This is a genomic window from Bacteroides sp. HMSC067B03, from assembly GCF_001811315.1.
GTDB classification, from domain to species: Bacteria; Bacteroidota; Bacteroidia; order Bacteroidales; family Bacteroidaceae; genus Bacteroides; species Bacteroides faecis.
The window spans coordinates 206699-232155 of record NZ_KV804357.1 but is presented as its reverse complement, the minus strand read 5'-3'; the positions used below and the strand labels follow the sequence as shown (position 1 = coordinate 232155).

17 protein-coding genes are annotated in these 25457 nt (G+C 45.2%); 6 read left to right on the top strand and 11 right to left on the bottom strand.

The features are described from left to right. Positions 1-263 precede the first annotated feature (263 nt). From HMPREF2794_RS12775 to gldH, 6 genes are all read left to right on the top strand, one after another. Positions 264-776: a ferritin-like domain-containing protein gene (locus tag HMPREF2794_RS12775; protein WP_010536462.1), complete on the top strand. Its 513-nt coding sequence runs from the start codon at positions 264-266 to the stop codon at positions 774-776. 311 nt (positions 777-1087) lie between these two features. Next, on the top strand, positions 1088-1561 hold the full coding sequence (locus HMPREF2794_RS12770) for a hypothetical protein (protein ID WP_246839607.1): 474 nt from the start codon (positions 1088-1090) through the stop codon (positions 1559-1561). Positions 1562-1716: 155 nt separating this feature from the next. Next, on the top strand, positions 1717-2670 hold the full coding sequence (metF, locus tag HMPREF2794_RS12765; protein ID WP_010536460.1) for a methylenetetrahydrofolate reductase [NAD(P)H]: 954 nt from the start codon (positions 1717-1719) through the stop codon (positions 2668-2670). 1 nt (position 2671) lies between these two features. Continuing rightward, on the top strand, positions 2672-3796 hold the full coding sequence (locus HMPREF2794_RS12760; protein WP_010536459.1) for a DNA polymerase III subunit: 1125 nt from the start codon (positions 2672-2674) through the stop codon (positions 3794-3796). A gap of 14 nt (positions 3797-3810) precedes the next feature. Next, complete coding sequence (gene ricT / locus HMPREF2794_RS12755) at positions 3811-5376, top strand: regulatory iron-sulfur-containing complex subunit RicT (RefSeq protein ID WP_055270959.1); 1566 nt, start codon at positions 3811-3813, stop codon at positions 5374-5376. After that, complete coding sequence (gene gldH / locus HMPREF2794_RS12750) at positions 5354-5833, top strand: gliding motility lipoprotein GldH (protein WP_055270961.1); 480 nt, start codon at positions 5354-5356, stop codon at positions 5831-5833. The genes ricT and gldH overlap by 23 nt, the downstream gene beginning before the upstream one ends. Positions 5834-5841: 8 nt before the next feature. Here gldH and rodA read toward each other — a convergent pair whose 3' ends face one another. The 11 genes from rodA to HMPREF2794_RS12695 form a co-directional block, all read right to left on the bottom strand. Then, positions 5842-7299 (bottom strand): rod shape-determining protein RodA, encoded by a 1458-nt coding sequence (gene rodA / locus HMPREF2794_RS12745; RefSeq protein ID WP_055270963.1) that lies wholly within the window; start codon positions 7297-7299, stop codon positions 5842-5844. Then, positions 7280-9142 carry a penicillin-binding protein 2 gene (gene mrdA, locus HMPREF2794_RS12740; RefSeq protein ID WP_055270965.1) on the bottom strand — a complete coding sequence of 621 codons (1863 nt, stop codon included), beginning with the start codon at positions 9140-9142 and terminating at the stop codon, positions 7280-7282. The genes rodA and mrdA overlap by 20 nt, the downstream gene beginning before the upstream one ends. 2 nt (positions 9143-9144) lie before the next feature. Then, a complete protein-coding gene (mreD, locus tag HMPREF2794_RS12735) occupies positions 9145-9642 on the bottom strand; it encodes a rod shape-determining protein MreD (RefSeq protein WP_010536454.1) in 498 nt (165 codons plus the stop codon). Next, the gene (gene mreC / locus HMPREF2794_RS12730) at positions 9642-10484 is read right to left on the bottom strand and encodes a rod shape-determining protein MreC (protein WP_070751632.1); all 843 of its coding nucleotides are present in this window, start codon (positions 10482-10484) and stop codon (positions 9642-9644) included. Before mreC ends, mreD begins: the two co-directional genes overlap by 1 nt. Positions 10485-10504: 20 nt before the next feature. Next, positions 10505-11527, bottom strand: coding sequence for a rod shape-determining protein (locus HMPREF2794_RS12725; RefSeq protein WP_008762747.1), 1023 nt, complete (start codon positions 11525-11527; stop codon positions 10505-10507). 96 nt (positions 11528-11623) lie between these two features. After that, positions 11624-13147 carry a bifunctional phosphoribosylaminoimidazolecarboxamide formyltransferase/IMP cyclohydrolase gene (gene purH, locus HMPREF2794_RS12720; protein WP_010536452.1) on the bottom strand — a complete coding sequence of 508 codons (1524 nt, stop codon included), beginning with the start codon at positions 13145-13147 and terminating at the stop codon, positions 11624-11626. Between the two features lie 151 nt (positions 13148-13298). Then, positions 13299-15335, bottom strand: a complete 2037-nt coding sequence (locus HMPREF2794_RS12715; RefSeq protein ID WP_010536451.1) for a M13 family metallopeptidase — start codon at positions 15333-15335, stop codon at positions 13299-13301. Between the two features lie 13 nt (positions 15336-15348). Further along, positions 15349-17304, bottom strand: a complete 1956-nt coding sequence (locus HMPREF2794_RS12710) for an ABC-F family ATP-binding cassette domain-containing protein (RefSeq protein WP_010536450.1) — start codon at positions 17302-17304, stop codon at positions 15349-15351. A 142-nt stretch (positions 17305-17446) separates the two neighbouring features. Then, the gene (locus HMPREF2794_RS12705; RefSeq protein WP_070751631.1) at positions 17447-18358 is read right to left on the bottom strand and encodes a nucleotidyltransferase family protein; all 912 of its coding nucleotides are present in this window, start codon (positions 18356-18358) and stop codon (positions 17447-17449) included. Positions 18359-18486: 128 nt separating this feature from the next. Then, a complete protein-coding gene (locus HMPREF2794_RS12700) occupies positions 18487-20853 on the bottom strand; it encodes a translocation and assembly module lipoprotein TamL (RefSeq protein WP_010536448.1) in 2367 nt (788 codons plus the stop codon). A gap of 2 nt (positions 20854-20855) precedes the next feature. After that, positions 20856-25367 (bottom strand): translocation/assembly module TamB domain-containing protein, encoded by a 4512-nt coding sequence (locus tag HMPREF2794_RS12695; RefSeq protein ID WP_168166604.1) that lies wholly within the window; start codon positions 25365-25367, stop codon positions 20856-20858. Positions 25368-25457 lie beyond the last annotated feature (90 nt).

Below are 25457 nucleotides of genomic sequence, written 5' to 3'. Positions count from 1 at the left end.
GATGAATAAACCGATACAAGCAAAAAGTGAGAGCGTGGGAGCAAAACCTATACTTAATTCACTTAGAGAGAAATCCTAAGTTCAAGTTATAAATGAGACAGTTTACACATACAACAAAAAGAGATTAAACAAAAAAAACGATTGGGAGGTATGAGCAGACCAAAAAGAAAATCAGTCTGTTAAAACTTACATGAGCCCCAAACAAAAACATCTCCTGTCTGTTACATATCGAACTTAAATATAGTAACCTAAACTTTTAAATTATGGCTAGAGAAAGCGTAAAAATCTTACAAGGAAAGCTGGATGTAGAAAGCTTGATTTCACAGTTGAATGCAGCATTGTCTGAAGAATGGCTGGCATACTACCAGTATTGGGTAGGCGCATTAGTAGTAGAAGGCGCTATGCGTGCAGACGTACAAGGCGAGTTCGAAGAACATGCAGAAGAAGAACGCAGACATGCGCAACTGCTTGCCGACCGCATTATCGAACTGGAAGGAGTACCCGTATTGGACCCGAAGAAATGGTTCGAACTGGCAAGATGTAAATATGATGCTCCCCAAGGATTTGATTCTGTAAGTCTGCTGAAAGATAATGTAGCTTCTGAGCGTTGCGCAATACTACGTTATCAAGAAATTGCCGACTTCACTAATGGAAAAGATTTCACCACCTGTGATATTGCAAAACATATTCTTGCCGAAGAAGAAGAACATGAGCAAGATCTTCAGGATTACCTGACTGACATTGCCAGAATGAAAAAATCATTTCTCGAAAAGTAATTTCCCACCCAGTAGAAAGTGAGTAAAAGGCAATCTTAAAAAGAGAATCTTAAAAGACATTCCTTCGCTGAGATTGCCTTTTTCATATACACACATCAAAGACGCACAAAAGTTTATATTCCTTTAAACTCCTTTTGAACAATTTCTATCCGGATTGGAACAGCAGATTTCATTTTATTCCCTCTACATTTGCAACCGCACTTATCTACAAGTGCGTAGATATAATAAGTATTAACATATCAAATGAAGGGACTATGCAAAATCAATTATCAAAAACAGACAGATTATCCAATCAAGATATCAGAAAACGAGTGAACGTAAAAAAAACGATCATTGGAGTACTCATCCTGCTAATAGGACTCTCTCACTTGCCCGAAGCAGTTCTACTTAATATAGATGAGATTTCATCGGGCAACATTTTATATCTTATCACATGCATACTAATCTGTGCTATAGGTATATACCAACTCAAATTCCGGTCTAAGGAAATGAAATACCTGCCAACCAAAAGTGTTGTCAAAGAGAAGAACTATTCATTCAATCTGAAGTATATGGAATCACTGAAAGAAATGATTGAATCCGGGAATTTTTCCAACAGTTTCAACATAAAGAAAGAAAAGGGTGGAAACCTCCGTCTGGATGTCCTCATGTCGGCTGATAAGAAATTTGCAGCCGTACGACTGTTACAGTTTATTCCATATAGTTACATTCCGGTCATAGACATGCAGTACCTGCGGAATGACAAGATCATCGCTCTGGAGAATATCTTAGAACACTATAAATAAGAGTCCGTTCTATTTATCCATCCCCACTTTTACGTAATAGTGCGATAAAAACCAAACTATTTTCAAACAAATCAAGAAGAAATCTTTCTTTTTTCGTATTTTTGTCCCAATATGCACGTTTAATTCAAGTAGACAACGAACATCAACGAAAAAGAATGAGAGTAATTGATTTAATACATAACAGCGAAAAAACAGCTTTCTCTTTCGAAATCCTTCCTCCTCTGAAAGGTACAGGCATCGAAAAGCTGTATCAGACTGTCGATACCCTTCGGGAGTTTGATCCGAAATATATCAATATCACCACGCACCGCAGCGAATACGTATACAAAGACCTGGGTAACGGACTTTTCCAACGAAACCGGCTGAGAAGACGTCCGGGGACTGTTGCCGTAGCCGCCGCTATCCAGAACAAATATAATATCACGGTAGTGCCGCATATACTATGCAGCGGTTTCTCCCGCGAAGAGACAGAATATGTACTGCTCGACCTGCAATTTCTGAATATCACTGATTTGCTGGTACTCCGGGGCGATAAAGCCAAGCATGAGTCAGTATTCACTCCCGAAGGAGACGGATACCATCATGCGATCGAACTGCAAGAGCAAATCAACAATTTCAATAAGGGAATCTTTGTCGACGGTTCGGAAATGAAAGTAACCAACAGCCCGTTCTCCTACGGTGTGGCTTGCTATCCGGAGAAACATGAAGAGGCCCCCAACATCGAGTCCGACCTCTTCTGGCTGAAAAAGAAAGTGGAAGCAGGCGCCGAATATGCAGTGACACAGTTATTCTACGACAATAAGAAATACTTCGAATTTGTAGAACAAGCAAAGGCAGCAGGCATCAATGTACCTATCATTCCGGGCATCAAGCCATTCAAGAAGTTATCTCAACTCAGCATGGTACCCAAGACATTCAAAGTAGACTTGCCGGAAGATTTGGTGAAAGAGGCTTTGAAATGCAAGAATGACAAGGAAGCCGAGCAAGTAGGCATCGAATGGTGCGTCGCCCAATGCAAGGAGTTGATGGCACATGGAGTGCCGAGTATCCACTTCTACTCCATCGGAGCAGTGGACAGTATCAAAGAAGTGGCTAAAATCATTTATTGACATGTTTTTCAGAGACGTAATCGGACAAGAAGAAATCAAGCAGCGGCTCATTCAGGAAGTGAGTGAAGGGCGCATACCGCATGCCCAACTCATCTGTGGTCCCGAAGGAGTCGGCAAAATGCCGTTGGCTATTGCTTATGCACGCTACATCAGTTGCACCAACCGAGGTGAAACGGATGCCTGCGGAGCATGTCCGTCATGTGTGAAATTCAACAAACTGGTACACCCGGACGTACATTTCGTGTTCCCTATCGTGAAAAGCTCAAAAGGAAAACGGGAAGTGTGCGACGATTATATTGCGGACTGGAGACAATTCGTACTCAACAATCCGTATTTCAACCTGAATCATTGGCTGAGAGAAATGGATGCCGAGAATGCACAGGCCATCATCTATGCGAAAGAGAGTGACGAGATTCTGAAAAAGCTCAGCCTCAAATCGAGCGAAGGAGGATTCAAGATCACTATTCTCTGGCTACCCGAAAAGATGCATCCGGTATGCGCCAACAAACTATTGAAACTGCTTGAAGAGCCGCCGGAGAAAACCATCTTCCTGCTCGTATCGGAAGCTCCGGAAATGATTCTGCCCACCATTCTGAGCCGTACTCAGCGCATGAACGTGCGAAAAATTGACGAACCGGCTATCGACCGGATATTACAGACTAAATATGGCATCCAGCCTGCCGACAGTCTTTCCATTGCCCACCTGGCAAACGGAAACTTCATCAAAGCACTGGAAACCATTCATCTGAACGAAGAGAATCAGTTATTCTTCGACTTATTTGTCAGCCTGATGCGATTGTCCTATCAACGGAAAATCAGGGAAATGAAACTATGGAGCGAACAGGTTGCCGGCATGGGACGTGAACGCCAGAAGAACTTTCTGGAATACTGCCAGCGTATGATTCGCGAGAACTTCATATTCAACCTGCATCAGCGTGACCTGACGTATATGACAATCAATGAACAAAATTTCGCCTCTCGCTTTGCCCCTTTTGTCAACGAACGAAACGTGATGGGCATCATGGATGAACTGAGCGAAGCGCAACTGCATATAGAACAAAATGTAAATGCCAAGATGGTATTCTTCGACTTCTCTCTGAAGATGATCGTACTGTTGAAGCAATAATAAATATATAAACTATGGAATATAAGCTTCATAATGGGAGTGGCGGTCTTTGCTGCAAAGGATGCTCCCGACAAGATAAGAAACTGAACACTTACGACTGGCTGGCAGACATACCGGGCAATGCGGAAGAGTGTGATATGGTGGAAGTGCAATTTAAAAATACCCGGAAAGGCTATTACCGCAACAGCAATAAAATCAAACTGGAAAAGGGAGATATTGTTGCCGTGGAAGCTGCTCCCGGACATGACATCGGTGTAGTGACCCTGACCGGAAGACTTGTTCCGCTACAGATGAAGAAAGCGAACTTCAAGACGGATGCGGAAATAAAAAGAGTCTACCGAAAAGCCAAGCCGGTGGATATGGAGAAATTCAACGAAGCGAAAGCAAAGGAACACGCGACCATGATCCGTGCCCGCCAGATTGCACTGAACCTGAATCTGGATATGAAAATCGGTGACGTAGAATATCAGGGGGATGGCAACAAGGCTATTTTCTACTACATCGCTGATGAACGTGTGGACTTCCGACAGCTGATTAAGGTACTTGCCGAAGCTTTCCGCGTCCGTATTGAAATGAAACAGATCGGTGCGCGACAGGAAGCCGGACGTATCGGTGGTATCGGTCCTTGTGGACGGGAGCTTTGCTGTGCCACCTGGATGACGAGTTTCGTATCGGTGTCTACAAGCGCTGCCCGCTTTCAGGATATCTCACTGAATCCTCAAAAGCTTGCCGGACAATGCGCCAAACTAAAATGTTGTCTGAACTATGAGGTAGACTGCTATGTGGAAGCCCAGAAACGTCTTCCTTCCAGAGAAATCGAATTGGAAACGAAAGACGGCACTTTCTATTTCTTCAAAGCTGATATCCTGAGCAATCAGGTTTCTTACTCGACAGATAAGAACTTCCCTGCCAATCTGGTTACAATCAGCGGAAAACGTGCTTTCGAGGTCATTGCCATGAACAAGAAGGGAATGAAGCCCGACAGTCTGCTCGAAGCTGAAGTCAAGCAAGAACCCAAAAAGCCGACAGACCTGCTGGAACAGGAAAGTCTCACCCGCTTCGACCGCAACCGGAGCAACAAGGAAGGAAACAACGCTAACCGGAATAAGAAGAAAAGAAAAGGAAACAATGATAACCGCCCGCAGGCACAGGCTGAAGGTGGAAATCGTCCGCAACAACCTCAGAGAGGAGAAAACGAAAACCGTCCGCAACCGTCAGAAAACGGAAACAGAGGGGAAAAAGGAGACAGAGACAATCGCCCGAGAAATAATAATAACCGGAACAGAGGACAGAACCAAGGACGAAATAATGAAAACAGACGTCCGGAAAGAGGACAGAATCAAGAGCGTCCACAAAATCCGAACCGTCCGCAAAATCAGGAACGTTCCCAGAATCAGGAACGTCCGGCCAACCAAGAGCGTCCGCAAAATAGAGAACGCCAGCCGAAACAGGAACGCCCGCAGAATCAAGAACGATCACAGGAACAAGGAAAGCAGCCCCATCAGGAACGTGCTCCGAGACCTGAAAGAAATCCGAATCAAGAGAAACCGCAAAATAATGAGAAGCCTGCTCAGGAATAACTTATTTTGTTTGCTCGGTGTCTGCCTCATGGCAGCCTGCAATGAAAATACCGTGTATCACTCTTACCAGTCCCTGCCCAACGAGGGATGGGCAAAGAGTGATACACTCTCTTTTCAGTGTCCTGTTACAGACAGCATCCCTGCTACACTCAGATTATTCGCGGAAGTGCGCAACAGAAGTGAATATCCTTACCACAACCTTTACCTGTTCATCCAAGAGAATCTTCTTGACTCTACCGTGTGGCGTACCGACACGATAGCAATCAATCTGGCAGATACGACAGGAAGATGGCTGGGAAATGGATGGGGAAGCATTTATCAGACAGTTGTTTTTGTCAAGTCCGTCCGCCCGCTGCATCCCGGAAACTATACCATCAAAATCATGCACGGAATGCAGGATGAGAAGTTAACCGGACTCAATGACGTCGGTATCCGAATCGAAAGACAAAAAGAATAAATCCGTCTTTAAAGCCTTCTGCCTCTTCCGGCATCCAGTCGCAGGAAGATAAACAGCAAGATGGTGAATCCCCACAACGAAGAGCCTCCATAGCTAAAGAACGGCAGAGGAATGCCAATCACCGGAGTCAGCCCCAGTACCATACCCACATTAATGAAAAGGTGGAAAAGGAAAATACTGACCACCGAATATCCATAGACACGTCCGAAGGTGGAAGTCTGCCGCTCGGATAAAGCAATCAGCCTCAGAATCAATATAAGGAAAGCCAACAGGACAGCAGCCGAACCGATAAATCCCTGCTCCTCTCCTACTGTGCAGAATATGAAGTCAGTATCTTGTTCGGGTACATATTTCAGCTTGGTCTGTGTTCCATTCAGAAATCCTTTCCCGGTCAAGCCTCCGGAGCCAATGGCTATCTTTGACTGATTGACATTGTATCCCGCTCCTGTCAGATCTTCTTCCAGACCAAGTACAACCTTGATACGGATTTGCTGATGGGATTCCAAGATGTTATCAAATACGTAGTTACTGGAATACAGGAAGCCGATAGAGCCGATGGCAAACAGAGCAATCAGGAAATAGGAACGCTGACGTTCTCTCAATGCCAGATAGAGCAAATAGCCTACCACAATGACACAAAGCCCCCATTGCACCCATACCAGGCTAAAATGTATCCCATATTCAGATATCAAATAGGCAACAAGCAGAATAATCAGACTTCCCCCGATGATATTCCGTGTAGGTTCCCACTTTTTACGGTACACCCAGACCATTCCTCCGGCAAACAACAGGATCAATAACAACACGATAAATTCTCCTAAAGGTGTGGGAGTATCAGCTATAAAAACTTCGTCGAAACGAATGCCGACAACAAAGTAAATCACCGCACACAGACCGGCAAAAAGCACTACTCCGGGCATACCCTCGCGATAAAGCACCAAAAAGAATGCAAGATAGACCAGTGCCGAGCCTGTCTCCCGTTGTCCGATAATCAAAAGCATCGGAAGCAGAATGATGAAGCCTAAAACGAAAGCACACTTCTCTTTCTTTATGCTGAATGAGTATGAGTTCATATATTTCGCGAGTGCCAGCGCCGTAGCAAACTTGGCAAATTCGGCGGGTTGCAGACTGACCGGGCCCATCACCAGCCACGAACGCGATCCTTTCGTATCCGGCGCTATAAAGATGGTGACAATAAGCAGCACAATCATCCCCGTATATATAATGTACGCGAACATATCGTACATCCGGTCTTCCAGCATCAGCAGAACAAACCCCAGCCCGAAGGAGCAGATAATCCATACGAACTGTTTTCCGGCACGGGTAGAGAAATCAAGGAAGTCACGATCGCCATAGTCATAGCTCGCACCGCAAACGCTGAACCATCCGCCGACAATCAAAAGCAGATAGATACCAATCGTTACCCAATCCAATGTTTTCCACAAACTATCGTTCCTCGTTACCATATAAGATGATTCTGTTACTGATTTCTTCTGCTCTTAACTCATTCTCCGGTGACAACTTCCCTTTCATATATTGTTCCATCATCAATGCACCGATCGGTACTCCATAAGTAGCTCCCCATCCGCCATTCTCCACATAAACGGCGATAGCGATCTTAGGCTTGTTCATCGGAGCGAAACCCATAAACACAGAATGGTCATGTCCCCGATTCTGTGCCGTTCCCGTTTTTCCACAGGCTTCAAGGTCCGGAACCATTACGGACAGCATGCGGCAAGTACCTCCGGTAGCGGCAGCACGCATTCCCTCTACTACAGATTCATAATGTCTGCGTTCTATCGTAGTGTTGCGCGGATGACGGTAAATACTGTCTAACTGCGCATCCTGAATCTCCTTCACAATATGCGGCGCAGTAAAGTGTCCGCGGTTAGCGATTGTTGCTCCCAGATTAGCTATCTGAAGAGGGGTAGAGAGGATTTCGCCCTGTCCGATAGAGATACTGATCACCGTCAGTCCATTCCAGTGTCCGCGATAAGCCTTGTCATAAAACTGAGCATTAGGTATCAGACCACGTTTTTCTCCGGGTAAGTCGACTCCTAATTTATAGCCGAATCCCTGAGAAACCATGTGATCTTTCCAGACCGTTATGGCATTCTGCGGAGAGCCGTACTTACGATCGCCGAACATACGGAATAATCCCCAGCAGAAATAAGAGTTACAAGAAGTCGCAATAGCCGGAATCAAAGGCAAAGGCGAACCATGAGCATGACAGCCCACCGTCAGACGTCCATAATGGAAGCCGTGAGAACAGGGGAAAGAAGGACTTTGCTCCGTAATGATTCCTTCCTGCAGGAAGGTTAATCCCTGCGCCGTCTTGAAAGTAGATCCCGGAGGATAGACTCCCATCAACGCACGATTGAGCAATGGTTTCTGCTTATCACGTTGCAGCATCAGATGATTCTTACCACGCTGGCGACCAATCATCAGGTGCGGGTCGTAGTTCGGCGATGATACCAGACAAAGGATTTCTCCGGTTTCCGGCTCGATAGCTACAATACTTCCGATTTTATTCTTCAGCAACCGTTCACCTAACATCTGCAAATCAATATCCATGCTCAATGTCAAGTTCTTACCGGGAATGGAAGGACGGTCATACTCTCCATCCATGTAACGTCCCTGAATACGTCCGTGAGCATCACGCAGCAGAATCTCCACTCCTTTTTCTCCACGCAGGTATTTCTCGTAAGATCTCTCGACACCTAACTTTCCTATATAATCTCCGCGAATGTAATATCCTTCTTCATCCGCCTCCATATCCTTGGCAGATACCTCACCGATATCTCCCAAAGCATGGGCAGCCGCATTGTAAGAATATTGCCGGATCGTACGCCGCTGAATATAAAAACCGGGAAACTTAAACAGTTTCTCTTGAAAGACGCCACACTCTTCAGCAGAAAGCTGCGACATGAAAAGCTGGTTGGTATAGCGGGAATATCCCGGATTGCGGCGGCGGTCTTTCATATCACTCATAATCTTGAGGAACTGGGCACGGGTGATACCCAACGACTCACATAAATCGAGTGTATCCAGATTTTCCACCTCTTTCGGAACGAGGGTGATATCATAAGCCGGTTGGTTGAACACCAGCAGTTTGCCGTTACGATCGTAAATAGCTCCCCGCGAAGGGTATTGAATTTTATTCAGGAAAGCATTGCTGTCGGCATTTTTCTTGTAGTCGTCTGTCGTTATCTGCAAGACAAAGAGGCGTATCAGATAAATCAACACAATAGTTAAAGCAATACCCCCGATAACAAATTTCCGCTTCTCTAATCTATAATCTTTTGCCATTCCTATCTCCTTATTCCTTCTACAGCAAGAATGCAGGTTAAAGTCAGAAGGGTGCATGAGATCACCCGCAATAACAACAGCCAGATGCTGGTAAATGAGAAGAACTCAATGCTGAGTAATGCCAGACTATGCACGAAAACGCTTGCCGTGGTATATTTCAGAAAAGGAGTAATACCCATGCTCTTGAAAGACGGGATGATACTGTCCAGATTGTCACGCGGAGTAAACAGACGCAGCAATGACGGACGCAGAAAGGCCAGCAACACGGTTGCCGCAGCATTCATCCCCGGAGTATCGGCAAAGATATCAATGGTTAGTCCGAAAAAGAAAGCCCACAGCATCAATTCATTCCGGGAAGTTCCGGAAGCGAACTTCAGTATAAAGTAAATGTAGAGAAAAGGAGTAGCATATCCGGCAATATGTACATTGTTCAGGATAAGCACCTGAAGAAGTACCAGCCCGACGAACCATCCAATTCTATGTATATAGGTAATTATCATTATTTCGTAGTCTTATTTTCCAGTTCTTTCTGTTCCTGCTGACCGTTCCGGGCTATCACCCGCACATCACTCACCTTTCCGAAATCGGTAGCCAACTTGATTTTCAACAAATAAGACAACCCGTCATGTGAGTCGGACATATCATCAACTGTTCCGACCATGATTCCCTCGGGGAATACGGTAGAAAAGCCGCTTGTCACTACTGTATCACCCAGATTAAACTCTGCATGACGAGGCAAATCTTTCAGATAAGCATACCGGGAATCTCCATGTTCCCACTTCAGATAACCGAAATAATCACTTCCGACAATCTTGCAACTGACATTCGACTTACTGTTCAACACCGAAATCACTACCGAATAGGAAGGGGATGTTTCATAAACAATTCCCACAATTCCGTTTCCATCCACCACTCCCATTTCAGGGCAGATGCCGGAAGAAGAGCCTTGATCGAGCGTAATGTAATTATCCGCCTGATTCAGACTGTTCTTTATGACACGTGCTTTGAACAACTGATAATCTGTCTGAGGTATCTCCTTGATACTGTTTACAGTGACAGAATCTACCTGATGCTCCCGCAACGCCTTTTCCAGATTAGTGATTTGTTGTTCGAGTGCCATGTTACGGTCCAGCAAGTCTTCGTTGACCGACTTAAGATGAAAATAAGAGCTTATTCCTCCCGAAACTTCATAAACTGCCCCTACAACCACATTGGCAGAAGTGAAAAAAGTACTCTGCTGGTAGCTGTTGAACCGAAATAACAAAACAAAACTGGCTACCTCTAATACGATGAAGAGGAACCAGTAATTGTATTTCAAAAGGAAGTTTATTAAATTCCGCATGAATAATGATCCGTATTATTTTATCTCATCAAGAAAGAGAAACGGTCTACATTCTTTAATGCCACACCTGTACCTTTGGCTACCGCGTGCAAAGGATCTTCAGCAATGTGGAAAGGTATGTTAATCTTATCCGTCAAACGCTTGTCCAGTCCGCGAAGCAATGCACCACCACCGGCAAGATAGATACCATTGTGTACGATATCCGCATATAGTTCGGGCGGCGTATTTTCCAATGCGCTCAGGATGGCTGTCTCTACCTTGGAAATGGATTTCTCCAGACAGTGTGCCACTTCCTGATAGCATACGGGCACTTCCATCGGAAGAGCTGTAATACGATTCGGACCATGAACGATATAATCTTCCGGAGCGTCATCGCCAAGCTCGGTCAGGGCAGCACCTACATTGATCTTAATACGTTCTGCCATACGTTCGCTGACTTTCACATTGTGCTGACGGCTCATATATTCCTGGATATCTGCGGTCAGATCATCTCCGGCGATACGGATAGAGTTGTTGGAAACGATACCTCCCAAAGAGATAACGGCAATTTCAGTAGATCCACCACCTATATCCACGATCATGTTTCCTTCGGGCGCTTCTACATCAATACCGATACCGATCGCCGCAGCCATCGGTTCGAATATCAGATAGACGTCACGTCCGCCGGCATGCTCTGCTGAGTCACGAACGGCACGGAGTTCTACTTCCGTACTTCCCGACGGTACACCGATCACCATACGGAGAGACGGTGAGAACAAGTGATTACGAGTATTTACTTGTTTAATCAAACCGCGCATCATTTGCTCGCAAGCATAGAAGTCGGCGATCACTCCATCCCTCAACGGACGAATAGTACGTATATTTTCGTGGGTCTTTTCGTGCATCAACTTCGCCTTTTCCCCAACGGCGATCATCTTATCTGTACGGCGATCCAAGGCCACAACCGAAGGCTCATCCACCACAATTTTCCCATTTGTGATGATGATGGTATTGGCTGTTCCCAAGTCCATCGCTATTTCTTGTGTAAAAGAGAATAATCCCATATTTTTAAATGAAGAATTAAGAATGAAGAATTAAGAATGGGGAATGCTGTTATGGACAGGCATTTTTCATTATTAGTTCTTCACTCTTCATTAATATTAGTGTTTAAAATGACGGATACCAGTAGTCACCATTGCCATACCGTGCTCGTTGCAGTATGCAAAAGTAAGATCGTCTTTCACTGATCCACCCGGTTGGATGACTGCTGTAATACCTTCTTTATCCGCAATTTCCACGCAATCCGGGAAAGGGAAGAAGGCATCTGACGCCATTACCGCACCATGCAGATCGAATCCGAATGACTTGGCTTTTTCAATTGCTTGTTTCAGGGCGTCTACACGTGAAGTCTGTCCCACACCGCTTGCGAGAAGCTGTTTACCTTTGGCCAGCACAATAGCGTTTGACTTGCTGTTCTTTACGATCTTGTTGGCAAACAACATATCTTCTACTTCTTCCGGAGTAGGAGCTTTGTCTGTCACCGTTCTCAAATCAGCCACCGTTTCTATATTCGTATCTTTATCCTGCACCAATACACCGTTCAGCAAAGCACGGAATTGCTTCTTCGGCAATTTGGCTTCTTTGCGAACCAGAATGATGCGGTTCTTTTTCTGTCCCAGAATCTCGAGTGCGTCTACGTCATAGTCCGGCGCGATAATTACTTCGAAGAAAATCTTGTTGATCTCCTCAGCAGCTGCTTTGTCAATCACTCCGTTGGTTATCAATACACCTCCGAAAGCAGAAACCGGGTCTCCCGCCAACGCATCTGTCCATGCATCCAGTACGGTAGAACGGGAAGCCAGACCACAAGCATTGTTATGTTTCAGGATAGCGAAAGTCAGATCTTCGTACTCGTCGATCAAATCAACGGCAGCATTGATATCCAAGAGGTTGTTATATGAGATTTCCTTACCGTGAATCTGGTCGAACATAGCATCCAGATTTCCGTAGAAGTAACCTTTCTGATGAGGGTTTTCACCGTAACGGAGTTGCTTCTGGCTGTTTACCGAACAGCGGAAAGCAGAACCTTCGCCGGCATCGAAATAATTGAAGATAGCTGAATCGTAGTGAGAAGAAACGGCAAATGCTTCTTTTGCCATCCAGCGGCGTTCTTCGAGCGAAGAAGTAGCACCGTGTTCCATCAACATATCCAGCAATGGTTTATATTGAGCCTGAGAAGCTACGATGATCACATCGTTGTAGTTCTTGGCGGCAGCACGAATCAAAGAGATTCCACCTATATCGATTTTTTCAATGATGTCTGCTTCGGATGCGCCGGAAGCTACGGTAGCTTCAAACGGATACAAGTCGACAATAACCAAATCTATTTCGGGGATTTCATACTTTTCAATCTGTTGAATATCCTGTTCCAGATCACGACGGCAAAGGATACCTCCGAAGATTTTCGGATGTAATGTCTTCACTCTGCCACCCAGAATTGAAGGATAAGTGGTCAAATCTTCCACTGCCTTACAAGGATATCCTAGTGATTCAATAAACTGACGAGTTCCGCCTGTTGACAGAAACTCTACTCCTTCTTCGTAAAGTTTGGTAATAATTTCATCCAAACCTTCCTTATGGTATACAGATACCAATGCAGTTTTTATTCTTTTAGACTCTGACATTGAATTGCTTATTAAGTATTTGGTGTGCAAAGTTACGAAATATTGTTTATCGTACGTAATAAATAAGGTGTGAATTAATAAAAAAAAGCGTTGACTATTCCAAGTGGAAAGTCAACGCCTCTTTGCGCATATTAGTTATAATCAATAAATATTACCAGATAGACACACGTTTGTCTTTAGCTACGAACATAGGATCATGTTCGGTGATATTGAATGCTTCGTACCAATTCTGGATATGAGGCAGCGCACCGTCCACACGCCATTTTCCTAAAGAGTGAGGATCGAGTTTGGTCAGTCGGAGAATCTCTTCCGGACGGATATGTCCTGCCCATACGTTAGCATAAGCGAGGAAGAAACGCTGTTCGGGAGTAAATCCGTCAACAACTTCCAGTGGTGCTGCTTCCATAGCTTTCTTGAAAGCCTGGAAAGAAACCTGCAAGCCACCATGGTCGGCTATGTTCTCTCCCAAAGTCAGTTCACCGTTACCATGCACACCGGGAGCCACTTCGATACTGTCAAAGAAGTTCACCATTACCTGAGCACGTTCTTCGAACTTTTTGGCATCTTCTTCCGTCCACCAGTCTTTCAAGTTACCGTCTTTGTCGTATTGGCGACCCTGATCGTCGAATCCGTGAGTCATTTCATGACCGATTACCACACCGATAGCACCGTAGTTCATCGCATCATCAGCGTTCATATCGAAGAACGGAGCCTGCAGAATAGCGGCAGGGAAACAGATTTCGTTGGTTGTCGGGTTATAATAAGCATTCACCGTCTGAGGTGTCATCAACCATTCGTCCTTGTCAACCGGTTTGCCTGCTTTAGCAATCATATCATTGAAATCCCATTGGCTGGCACGTTCGATATTGGCCCAATAAGAATCATCTTTGATTTCCAGAGCAGAGTAATCTTTCCATTTATCCGGATAACCGATCTTTACATGGAAGGTAGCCAGTTTCTCCAGCGCTTTCACCTTTGTCGGTTCGCTCATCCATTCCAATGCTTTAATACGCTCACCCAAAGAGCTCTGCAGGTTCTTCACCAGTGCAACCATACGTTCTTTGGCAGCGGCAGGGAAATATTTCTCTACATACATCTGTCCTACGACTTCGCCCAAAGAGCCGTCTACGGTACTTACCGCGCGTTTCCAACGAGGCTGCATTTCTTTCTTGCCGGACATGGTTCTGCTATAGAAGTCAAAGTTCTGTGCTACAAAATCATCGCTCAGGAAAGAGGCTGCTGCATCGATCAGATTCCATTGAAGATAGAACTTCTGATCTTCAAGAGGTACTGTGTTTATGATATCGGCCACTTCCTTCATGGCTGCGGGCTGACCGATATTCACTTCTTTCAGGTCTTTCAGCCCGGAAGTAGTGAAGTAAACATCCCAGTTGAAAGTAGGGAAGTTCTTTTTCAGCGTTTCCATATCCATCTTATTATAGTTGGCATGCGGGTCACGCAACTCTACCTGTGAGCGGGCAGCTTTGGCAAGACGTGTTTCGATATTCATTACGGCAGTCATTGCTTTCTGTGCGGTAGCTTCGTCATAGCCAGCCAACTGGAACATTTTAACGAGATGTTCCTTATATTTGTCGCGGATGTTTTTAGTCTGTTCGTCATCTTCCAGATAATAATCGCGCTGTCCCATTCCGAGACCGCCCTGATAGGTCTGAACCATATTCATGGAACTGTTCATATCATCCGCACTTACAAACATGGTAAAGTAAGGACGTATTCCTTTCTTCTGACTTTCGGCGATGTAGGTATAAATCTCTTCCTTATCTTTGAGTGCATTGATGGCCTCCATTTCTTCTTTGATCGGAGCCGCTCCTTCTTTGTTCAGTTTCACGCTGTCCATAGCGATATTATAAAGATCACCCACTTTCTGAGCAGCGCTGCCCGGAGCGTTATCCGTCTTTGCAGCCAGTTCGGCAATCAGTTCCTTCAACTGTTCACGGCTTTTCTCGTGAAGCATATCGAAAGAGCCGAAACGTGAATACTCGTCTGTCAGCGGATGACTTTCAATCCATCCACCACAGGCATACTGATAAAAACTTGTACCCGGCATTGCCGTGGTATCCAGATTAGCAAGGTCGATACCGGACGTTAGTACGGCCTCTTTCTTGCTATTACATCCTGTTGTCATAAGGCATACGGCAAGAATTGGTAAATACTTGGTTACTTTCATATTGTATAATAAATTAGTTTTTCACTTCTTCCAACTCCATCGAAACACGTTCCCATTCTTCAACAGTGGTATCCAATTGCTGCTTCAACTTCTGATGCCGTTCGTACAGTTGCATATCTGATGCTCCTTCGGGAGTTGCCATCTTTGCTTCCAAAATAGCGATGGCAGATTCTGTTTCTTCTATCGAAGCTTCACAATCGGCTACCTGCCGTTCGAGTTTTTTTATCTTTTTGTTAAGTTCCTTCTGCGCCTCATACGAAAGTTTGTTCTCTGAAGGCTGCTCCGAATCCGCTTCGTTACCTTTGGCAGACGCGGTAGGAGAAGCTGAAAGAGAAGCACTTTTCTGAAGTTCATTCAGGCTATCGATCTTCTTCTTTTGCAGAAAATCGTAGATGCCACCCAAATGTTCTTTCACTGTTCCACCTCCGAACTCATATACTTTAGTCGCAAGTCCGTCCAGAAAATCACGGTCATGGCTGACAAGTATCACTGTTCCGTCAAATTCTCGGATAGCTTCCTTCAATACATCTTTGGAACGCATATCCAGATGGTTGGTAGGTTCGTCCAGAATCAGGAAGTTCACCGGCTCCAGCAACAGCTTAATCATAGCCAGACGGGTACGTTCTCCGCCGGAAAGCACTTTTACTTTCTTATCCGAAGCTTCACCGCCAAACATGAAAGCACCCAGAATATCACGTATCTTCAACCGGATATCCCCCGTCGCCACCCGGTCGATCGTATCAAATACCGTCACGTTCTCATCCAGCATCTGCGCTTGATTCTGTGCAAAGTAGCCGATCTGTACGTTATGCCCAATCGTCAGTTTGCCATCAAAATCAATCTCGCCCATAATACATTTTACCAGTGTGGACTTACCTTCTCCGTTCTTTCCGACAAATGCTACTTTTTCTCCTCTGTTAATCGTCAGATTCACATCGTGGAAAACAACATGATGTCCGTATGCCTTACGTACATCTTCGCAAATAACCGGATAATTTCCGCTACGGCTGGCAGGGGGGAATTTCAAACGGAGGGAAGAGTTGTCTTCCTCGTCCACTTCAATGCGGTCTATTTTTTCCAGTTGTTTGATACGGCTTTGTACCTGTACGGCTTTGGTTGCCTTATAACGGAAACGTTCGATAAAGTCTTCCGTATCCTGTATCTGTTTCTGTTGATTCTCGTAAGCACGGAGTTGCTGTTCACGACGTTCTTTGCGTAATACGACGAACTCATCATACTTCACTTTATAGTCGTAAATCTGACCGCAAGTAATCTCAATGGTACGAGTAGTTACATTATTGAGAAATGCACGGTCATGGCTGACCAGTACTACGGCATTGGCACGGGTAGACAGGAAATTTTCCAGCCATTGTATACTTTCGATATCCAAGTGGTTGGTCGGCTCGTCGAGCAGAAGTACATCCGGACGGCGAAGTAAAAGCTTTGCAAGCTCGATACGCATACGCCATCCACCGGAAAACTCGGAAGTCGGACGAGTAAAGTCTTCTCTACTGAACCCCAATCCCAACAGGGTACGTTCTATTTCCGCCTGAAAGTTGGTTCCGCCCATCATCAGGAAGCGGTCGTTTTCATGTGTGAAGCGGTCTATTAACTGATGGTATTCTTCGGATTCATAGTCGGTTCGGTCGGCAAGCTGCTGGTTCATCCGTTCTAGATTTGCCTGAAGTTCGAAAATGTGCTCGAAGGCTAGCTCTGCTTCCTCCATCACCGTACGGACATCCGAAAGGATCATCACCTGTGGCAGATAACCAATCGTTACATCTTTGGGAACGGCTACTACGCCATGAGTCGGGTTTTGCAGACCTGCCAATATTTTCAGCATAGTCGATTTGCCCGCACCGTTTTTACCGACCAACGCGATACGGTCTTTTTTATTGATAACATAGCTGACGTCCGCAAAGAGCGGTGTCGCATTAAATTCTACTGATAGTCCTTCTACTGAAATCACTTCTGTCTCTGATTTATAAGATTTTGGATTGCAAAGATAATGAATAATTATTGGAAAAAGGGTAGTATTATCCGTTATGACAGACAAAAAAAGCAGTCATTCCTATGAATGACTGCTTCCTATCTTTATCAAAAGCTTTTCTTTAGAACAATTTAGCAGGATATTCACCGGCATCTACCAATGCCTGAATCTTATCTACTACGCTCTGACGGTCTTCCGGATAAGTCACACCAAACCATTTGCTGGTAGTATCCAGAACTTCCACAGTTGCAGTTCCGTCATTGATCAATTTATCCACCATCAATGGGATAAAGAATTCGCTCTTCAGGTTCTCCATGTTCTTCGGATCGCTCAGGAATGTTTTGAAGAACTCTTGGCTATAGGCAAAGTAGTCGGGAGTAAAGCCCCAGAAATTCATACTTACCGGAGTTGTATCAGGAGTAGCGGTCCATTCACCGTTATCATCGATATATTTTACTTCTCCGTCCATACGTTGAATCTTCGTACGCTCAACAACTGAAGTCAGCAAGTTGTTGGCATCTGTACCGCAGATACCGCGAGATACCGTACCGCTTTCGCTCAAGGTATTTCCTACACGGAAGCCTACCATTGAATAAACGTTCTTGGAGTTTTCGGGAAGAACAGACAGGAATTTGCCCATTACCTGAAATGAGTCACGACCATAGAAGTCATCACAGTTGATTACCGCAAACGGTTCACTAATCACATCAGCTCCCATCATTACCGCATGGTTTGTACCCCATGGTTTTGTACGGTCTGCCGGACATGTGAAGCCTTCCGGAAGATCATTGATAGACTGGAATACCAATTCGCAAGGAATATGGCCTTCGTATTTAGAAATAATCTTTTCGCGGAAATCCTGTTCAAAATCTTTGCGGATTACAAATACAAGCTTACCAAAACCGGCATTGATAGCATCATAGATAGAGTAATCCATAATAGTTTCGCCATTCGGACCCAGTCCGTCCAATTGTTTCAAGCCTCCATAACGGCTACCCATACCAGCAGCCAATAAGAATAAAGTTGGTTTCATAAATTGTGTAATATTAAAAGGTTAGTGATGTCAACGGCATCAGATTTCGTTGCAAATTTACGAAAATAGTTGAATCCAACAGGACAAATATCAATCATTCTTCACTAATATCGTACAAAAATCATTCATTAGAACGGGTAACCGATAGCAAAATGTATTCCCAAATTCTTTAAGAAAGCTCCGGTTACATTATAATAACCGCTACGGTCCGTATCATAAGGCAGATGCAGAGGAATACCAAAGTCGAGACGGAATACAAGAATATCCATGTCATAACGGATACCGACACCGGTTCCCAAAGCGATTTGTTTAGGAAAAGTTTTCAGACGAAGTTGTGAATTGGGGCGTGCTTCTGTTCCATCAGCTAAAAGTTTCCTGTCCTTACGCAATAACCACACGTTTCCGGCATCCAGAAAAGTGGCTCCCCAAAAACTCTTGAAAATGCGGAAACGATATTCCACGTTCGCCTCAAAACGGAAGGTTCCTGTCTGATCGAGATAGGAATATTTTCCCTCTTCCGGATGATAACCGCCCGGACCGACGCTGCGCACTGTAAAAGCACGGATACTATTGGCACCACCTACATAAAATTGTTCACTATAGGGAGCTATCGTGGCATTGCCATAAGTAAACAGTGCACCTACTGCCATGCGGCTGGCTATCGCATTATTCTTATCTATGTTCCACAAATGACGCAACTCCGTATTCAACTTCACAAACTGTGCAAACGGAGCCCCCAGCAAACTCTTATCCTCTTCATTGAACGGCTTGCCAAAAGCACGGTAAATAAGGGAAGTGATATTACCCGCCGAAGTGACGGTAGACTGCCACCAGATAGGGTTCTTTATCCGGCGGACCGAAGCATTGTCATACGTATACGTATATTCCATCGCCGGAATAAACTGGTTCCTAAGACTGACATACAGTGCAGGATTAGCTTCAGCTATTTCTTTAAAATCCTCAGACTGATGCTGCAAGACATTAAATGTCAGTTTAAAAGGGGTAATACTGTGCCTGCTGGTACGGGAAGGCTGGAAATCGTATGTAGCATTGCCCCCGAAGGACAGCAGTTTATAGTATTTAGCCCGGTTCAACTGATTGATATACAAACGGAAAGTCGTCGTAGCGGGGAAGTCAAATTCCCGTTTACCCAAATGCGGGAAAACGACTCTCGGAAAAGTCAGAGAGGTAGAAAGTCCCATTTCCCAACTGTTCATCAGCGAGCTCTTCTCTCCGCCTCCGGTTTGCCATTCGTAAGATCCTTTCAATTTGACATTCCAGCTTTCGCCACCTCCGAATACATTATTACGGGTGACACCAAAAGAAGCACCGGGGCCAGTCTGGTCATTACTCTTCGTTACCACGTTCAGTTCCAGTTCTGCATCCAGCGGTTTGGCAAACGTAGCCTGCATAGTGACATCCAGCGTATCACAAGCGGCTGTCGTATCTCTGGGAGCATATTGCATATCAAGATAGCTGAATATACCCAGCTGGCTCAGTTTCTCCTGAACCTGTTCCTGACGGTACTGGCTATAAAGGCGAGTACGGTTGGAAGCTCTCATCTGTTTGCTCCGCACAAATTGTTGATAATTCATCCACCGATAAAGCATATTAGGACGAACCCGCAACTTATCATAATAGTGGATATTCAGATTCTTATACAAGATACTGTCGTTAGGAGCTTCTCCATTCTTTCCGAAAAGATATACCGAAGCGTCTCCCACATAATAAGCACGTTGGGCAGCAGTAGGCAAACCCGGAACAGGAATCAGGCGAAGGCTGATATGACCGCCGGGCACTAAAGTGGTGTCCGCCTGATAAGTCATATAATCCGGACGGAAGAAAAAATATCCGCGGTTACGCAAAAGAGCACTGATGCGGGAACGTTCTTCATCCAAATCGACCACATTAAACTGTTCGCCGGGGGTAATGTAGGACATACGACGCCCACGTTCCATAATCTTCAGAGTCTGGGGAGTGAAACGCTGATAATAAACGGTATCAATAAAATAAGGATTCTTCATATCTACCGTATAGAGAAGACTTGCTTTCAGACTGTCTTTCTTATCAACCAATGTTTCGCAAGTCACCTTTCCATTGAAATATCCATAATCACGGAGCAGATTGGTAGCTACCTTGACACGCACTTCGGGATTGACCGTAGAAATAAACACGGGAGGATTGGCGGCAAAGCGGTTAAACATCCATTTGCCGAATCCTTTCTTATACTTCACAAAGTCGTTATACATCCACATTTTAAAAGGAATAGGCAGAAAGCCTCCCAGCAAGGTAGTACTGGGAGTTTTGGCCAAAGCTGCATTGATTTCCGTCAAAGCTGTTTCGCCAACCCGTGTCGATGATTTATTGACAACCACCGTTTTTCCTCCGGTATAGAGAATTTCACCTTCGGGCAGATGTTTCGTCACCGAACAAGCCGAAAACAAGACTACACTGATCAGCCAGCCTGCTAATATGTTAATACGTATATCTTTCATTCTTACTTCTTTTTCTTAAAGATGAACAGTTCACTGAGTTTGTCCAGTTTCTTGCGAAGTACCAGACCGACTCCGGTTTCCGTAATCTCCCCTTCGAGTACACTTTCGTAGTTTTTATCATAGAATAAACGGACATAACGGGTTCCCGTACGATCCAGACGATATTCCAAAGAGATATTATCAATGAAGGACTCGGCATCATTCGTCGCATTCTCTCCTGTAGATACCTTACCGCCGATCACAATCTGGAAACGGTTGTTAAAGAGGCGTTGTGAATAACGGAAACTATAGTCCGTACGCTTGCCGCCAGTATCCGAGGCATCATGATCTTCGACACCTACAGAAACGCTTGCATTCTTCAGGTTACCCATCAGCGAGTTTATCTGACTGCTCAACACGGAATTCAGGGCAGAACCCATATTCAACTTGCCGAGGCCGCCCCCTCCGCCGCCAATCGGTCCGGTGCCGAGATAAGTTTTCATCAACATGATATAAAGCGCCTGTTTTCCCCGCTCTTCTGCTCCCATAGCAGTCAGTTCATTCTGTATGGTCGCATCTTCCGGAGCTGCTACATCAAACGCAAAAGAAAGATTATCCAGCCGGTTCTTCACGACAATGGAAACATCAAAGTTAACCATTCGCGTTCCTCCATTCTCTCCTTCGGACACGGAAGCACGGATACGGTCGGTCGCCTTGAAGTTCAGCATGGGGTCCATCGGGTTTCCGGTCCATTCTACGTAACTGCCGTTATCAATGGCAAATTCTTTGACAGCAATGATAGGCAAGGAATACTTCATCAATCCACCGCTCAGGGTGTAACGTCCGGTCAGGGTCAGGTCGCCCTGCGGAGTATACTTCATCGAAAGATCACCGCCTCCTTCCAGCTCGACACGGTTATCATTGCTTGCATCCAAATCCACTTTCACGCGGACAGAAGGGTCAATATGAACCATCATTACCATATCCAGCCCTCCCAAAGACACCGTAGGCACTTCCTGGCGGACAACTGTGGTGGTATCGCTGAATGAAGTAAATGTCACCAGACTTCCCAGACGGTCCTGCACAGTCAACGGTGAATCGGTCAGCACATAGGAAACGTCCGTGTTGCCTAACAGATTCAGATTGCCACGCATATTCAACCCGTCCAATGGTCCTTTTATAGTTGCCCGCAAATCAGCGGATACCTTTCCGTAGACAAGGCTCTCACGGGTGCGCTTCGCATTCAATAAGGTATAGTTCTCCGCCAACAGGTTCAGACTTGCCATCGGGCGGGACATATCCCGGAAGTCGACATAACCGTCAATCGTAAACGGATTCTTTCCTGTGGTGTAAATGGCGAACTTATCAAAGATCAGACGATTGTTCTTCAATTGTACAGGGCGGTTATCAAACAGGAAGTTAGCACCATACTGGCGTGACAGGACAGATACGCTGTCCAGTATCAGTTCGCCGTTGATTAAAGGTTGTTCGGTACTGCCCGTAATGCTCAGTTCTCCGTCCATATCACCGGCAAGCGTAACAAGTTCGTCGGGGATAAAGACATTGGCTATATGCAGCGGGAAGTGTTCCAGTGTCGTATTTACTTCCAGGCTATCCTTACCCGTCGAAGTAGGGAGCAGCTTACCGTCTGCTACCAGTACTTCTACTTTATCATGATTCAGATAAGCGTTCAGATACTGCTTTCCCTGCTCACCCGGTAACCACGTAGCTCCCAGAGTGACATCACCAATACGCTGGCGTTCATAAGTCAGTTCATCAATTGATGCTTCCGCAGAAAGCTGAAGGTCTTTTTCCGTCTGTATGTAGTGTGCTTCGGCTGAGAATAATCCGGTTATTTCGGGGAAATAAGGCAGTACGCTCGTTATTTCATCCAGACGGATTCTCCGGATTTCAACATCAATATTCTGTAAAGAAACCGTATCCCCCTCTACCGAATGGACACGGAATCCCATGCCTTCATCATCCCATATATCCACATTGGCGTAGACACGCATATTCTTATGCAGATATATCCAGTTGTGATTCTCATTGAAATGAAATTTACGGAATGCAATAATCGGTTCTGCCGGAATCAGCGTAAAAGCCAGTCCGTCTCCTTTCCCGCGTCCTCCAACCAGCGGACGGGCATTGACACCAAGCAATACACCGGTTTCTCCTTTTCCATTCTTATATTCTGCTATCAGTTCGGCATCACGGTCACGAATCTCTCCTGTCAGAATCGTAGTGAAAGAGAATTGGGGATTCTTCGGTCCGTTAATGACTCCGGCACGCAGGTTCATGCGGGTGGTATCTTGCTTGACCGTGAAGAAGACAGTATCCAACTGCAAGGTATCCACTTTCAAGGCGTGAATGGCTGCTTTTCCATTGATTCCCCAATCGGGGGCTGTGCCAAATTTCATGGAGGCATCATGGAAAGATATATTTTTCATTGCCATATAATATGCCAACGGATTCTCCTTCCCTGCCGAGAAAGAGAAAATGGCGGACGGCAATGCCTCACGCAAAGCAGCATGATCCAATAACTTTTCATCTATCTGTTTCATCAGCACGTCGACAAAACGGGTAGACTGACGAATCAGCGGATATACACCGGCACGGGCACTCAGATTCAGTTTCATATCACCGGATGTGAAATGGGTGAAAACACGGTTCTGCCGTGCCTCTCCGCTTAAATTGAATGCCAGCGGACGCTTCATCGGCTTCGGTATAAGCCCCAGTTCGTGCAAATCAAGCTGGGTGACGTCAACGGTTACTTTTCCATCCGGATAACTGTGAGCTAAATTATATTCTGCATTAGCAGTCATTTTCAGAAGCTCATTGTCACTGGTAAGCTGAGCCGTCGCCAAAGCGCCTTTGAGATTTCCCGTCAAATGGACATTTGAAAGATGGTAGCGGGCATAATGAAGCTGATCCAAGGAGAGATTCAGCTTGGCAAAAGAATGGAAAGACATAACATCCAATCCTCTACCAGCGGCATCTGCCGAAAGAGACAGTTCATAGATTGAGTCTTTCGGAAGGAAATTATGAAGCTGCAGGTCATTTATTTTTAAGTCAGCTGTATAGACCTCTGTCAAGCTATTTAATGCAGCATTTACATTCATGCTGCCTTTACCTTCTTTAAGGTCAAGCTTTGCCTTATACTGAGGCCCGTTCATCTCCATCTTCATTTTAAGGCTCATACTATCGGGAACCACTAGAGAGCCATCGGGTGTCACTCCGGTCAGTCCCGTCAGAAAGTTCAGATTTTGAGTGACCATATCCAGACCAATAGTACCCGAACGCCTCAAACTGTCTGTCAGGTTCTCCAAAATACCTCCTCCTTTCAGCGAGAAAGCACCCGGCAGATCTACAGTGAAACGTGAAATCTGCATTTCTTTCAGATTTCCATCCGTACCGGCACGCACCACTAACGGACGGAACGGATATGCTTCTTTGAACGTCTGAGGCAATCCGCCGGCAAAAAGCATGACGTCTTCCTTGCCTATATAGGCACTAAAATTGGCGGATAAACGGCCTGTCGTCGGAATGTTCACAAGTTCCCAATAAGTCTGGGCGGATAAATTGATCTCTGAATGAGGAGTTTGCAGCTTCAAATCAGGAATACGGATAATAGAATCATTAGAAAAGAGTCGTCCTGTCAGCGACGTAATGCTCAGTCCCGAACGTTCTTCCATGGTTATTTCGCGAATGACGGCATTCATGTTTCTGCCTTCATAGAGCAACGAGTCCAGACCGATACGGATGTTCCGGACTGCCATATGGGAAGCGTCAAAACCTTCTGTCGGCCCGGCTTCTCCGGTATCATAACTGGCAGAGGCACCCGACAAAAGAAACTGCCTCAACCCATAGAACTGGTTCTTTAAATCCGCTTTGGCATCGTCAACAGTCGCTTCACCTATATAGGCTGCCATCTTCAGGGAATCGGCAGGCAGTTGCATATCGAATGATATATTCTTCAACTTCAGTTGATGAAGGTCCACCTTCCAATTCACAGGCGCGGACGCCGTCGTATCTTTGGGAGCAGTCGTGGTATCATTCATCAAGAGTTGTATATGGGTATCGGATAACTCCGCCCGGTTGACAACTGCTGTTTCATTAGATAAATCGACTCCATGACTTTGCAGGAAGAAACGTCCCAGAACACCTTTTATCTGCATTCCTTCTATCAGGTCGGCAGAATTAACCGCCACCTGACTCAAAGTGACATCGTCCACTTCTACTTTTCCCTTTAATAACGGCCATGCCTGTACGCGAACATTCAGGCTTTCCAAAGACAATAAAGTATCCGGCTGCTGTATGACTTCCACTCCCCGTACCAACAGATTTAACGGAAAACGAAGGTCTATCCGTTCTACCTGAATCTGCATTCCGGTTGCCTTAGAAGCATACGCAGTAACCTCCCGTCGCAAAAGATTCTGAACAGGAGGTATATAAAGTAATACCATTAGTATTACAAAAAGTATTATAGGAGTAAGCAATATCCAGCTCACCCGTCTTATCCATTTTCGTTTCATGCAGGATGTGTCAGTGTAAAAGTGATACAAAGTAAACAAATTACTTTGAAAAAAGGTTTGTCGAAGAGCTAAAATGTGAGAAAACCAGCG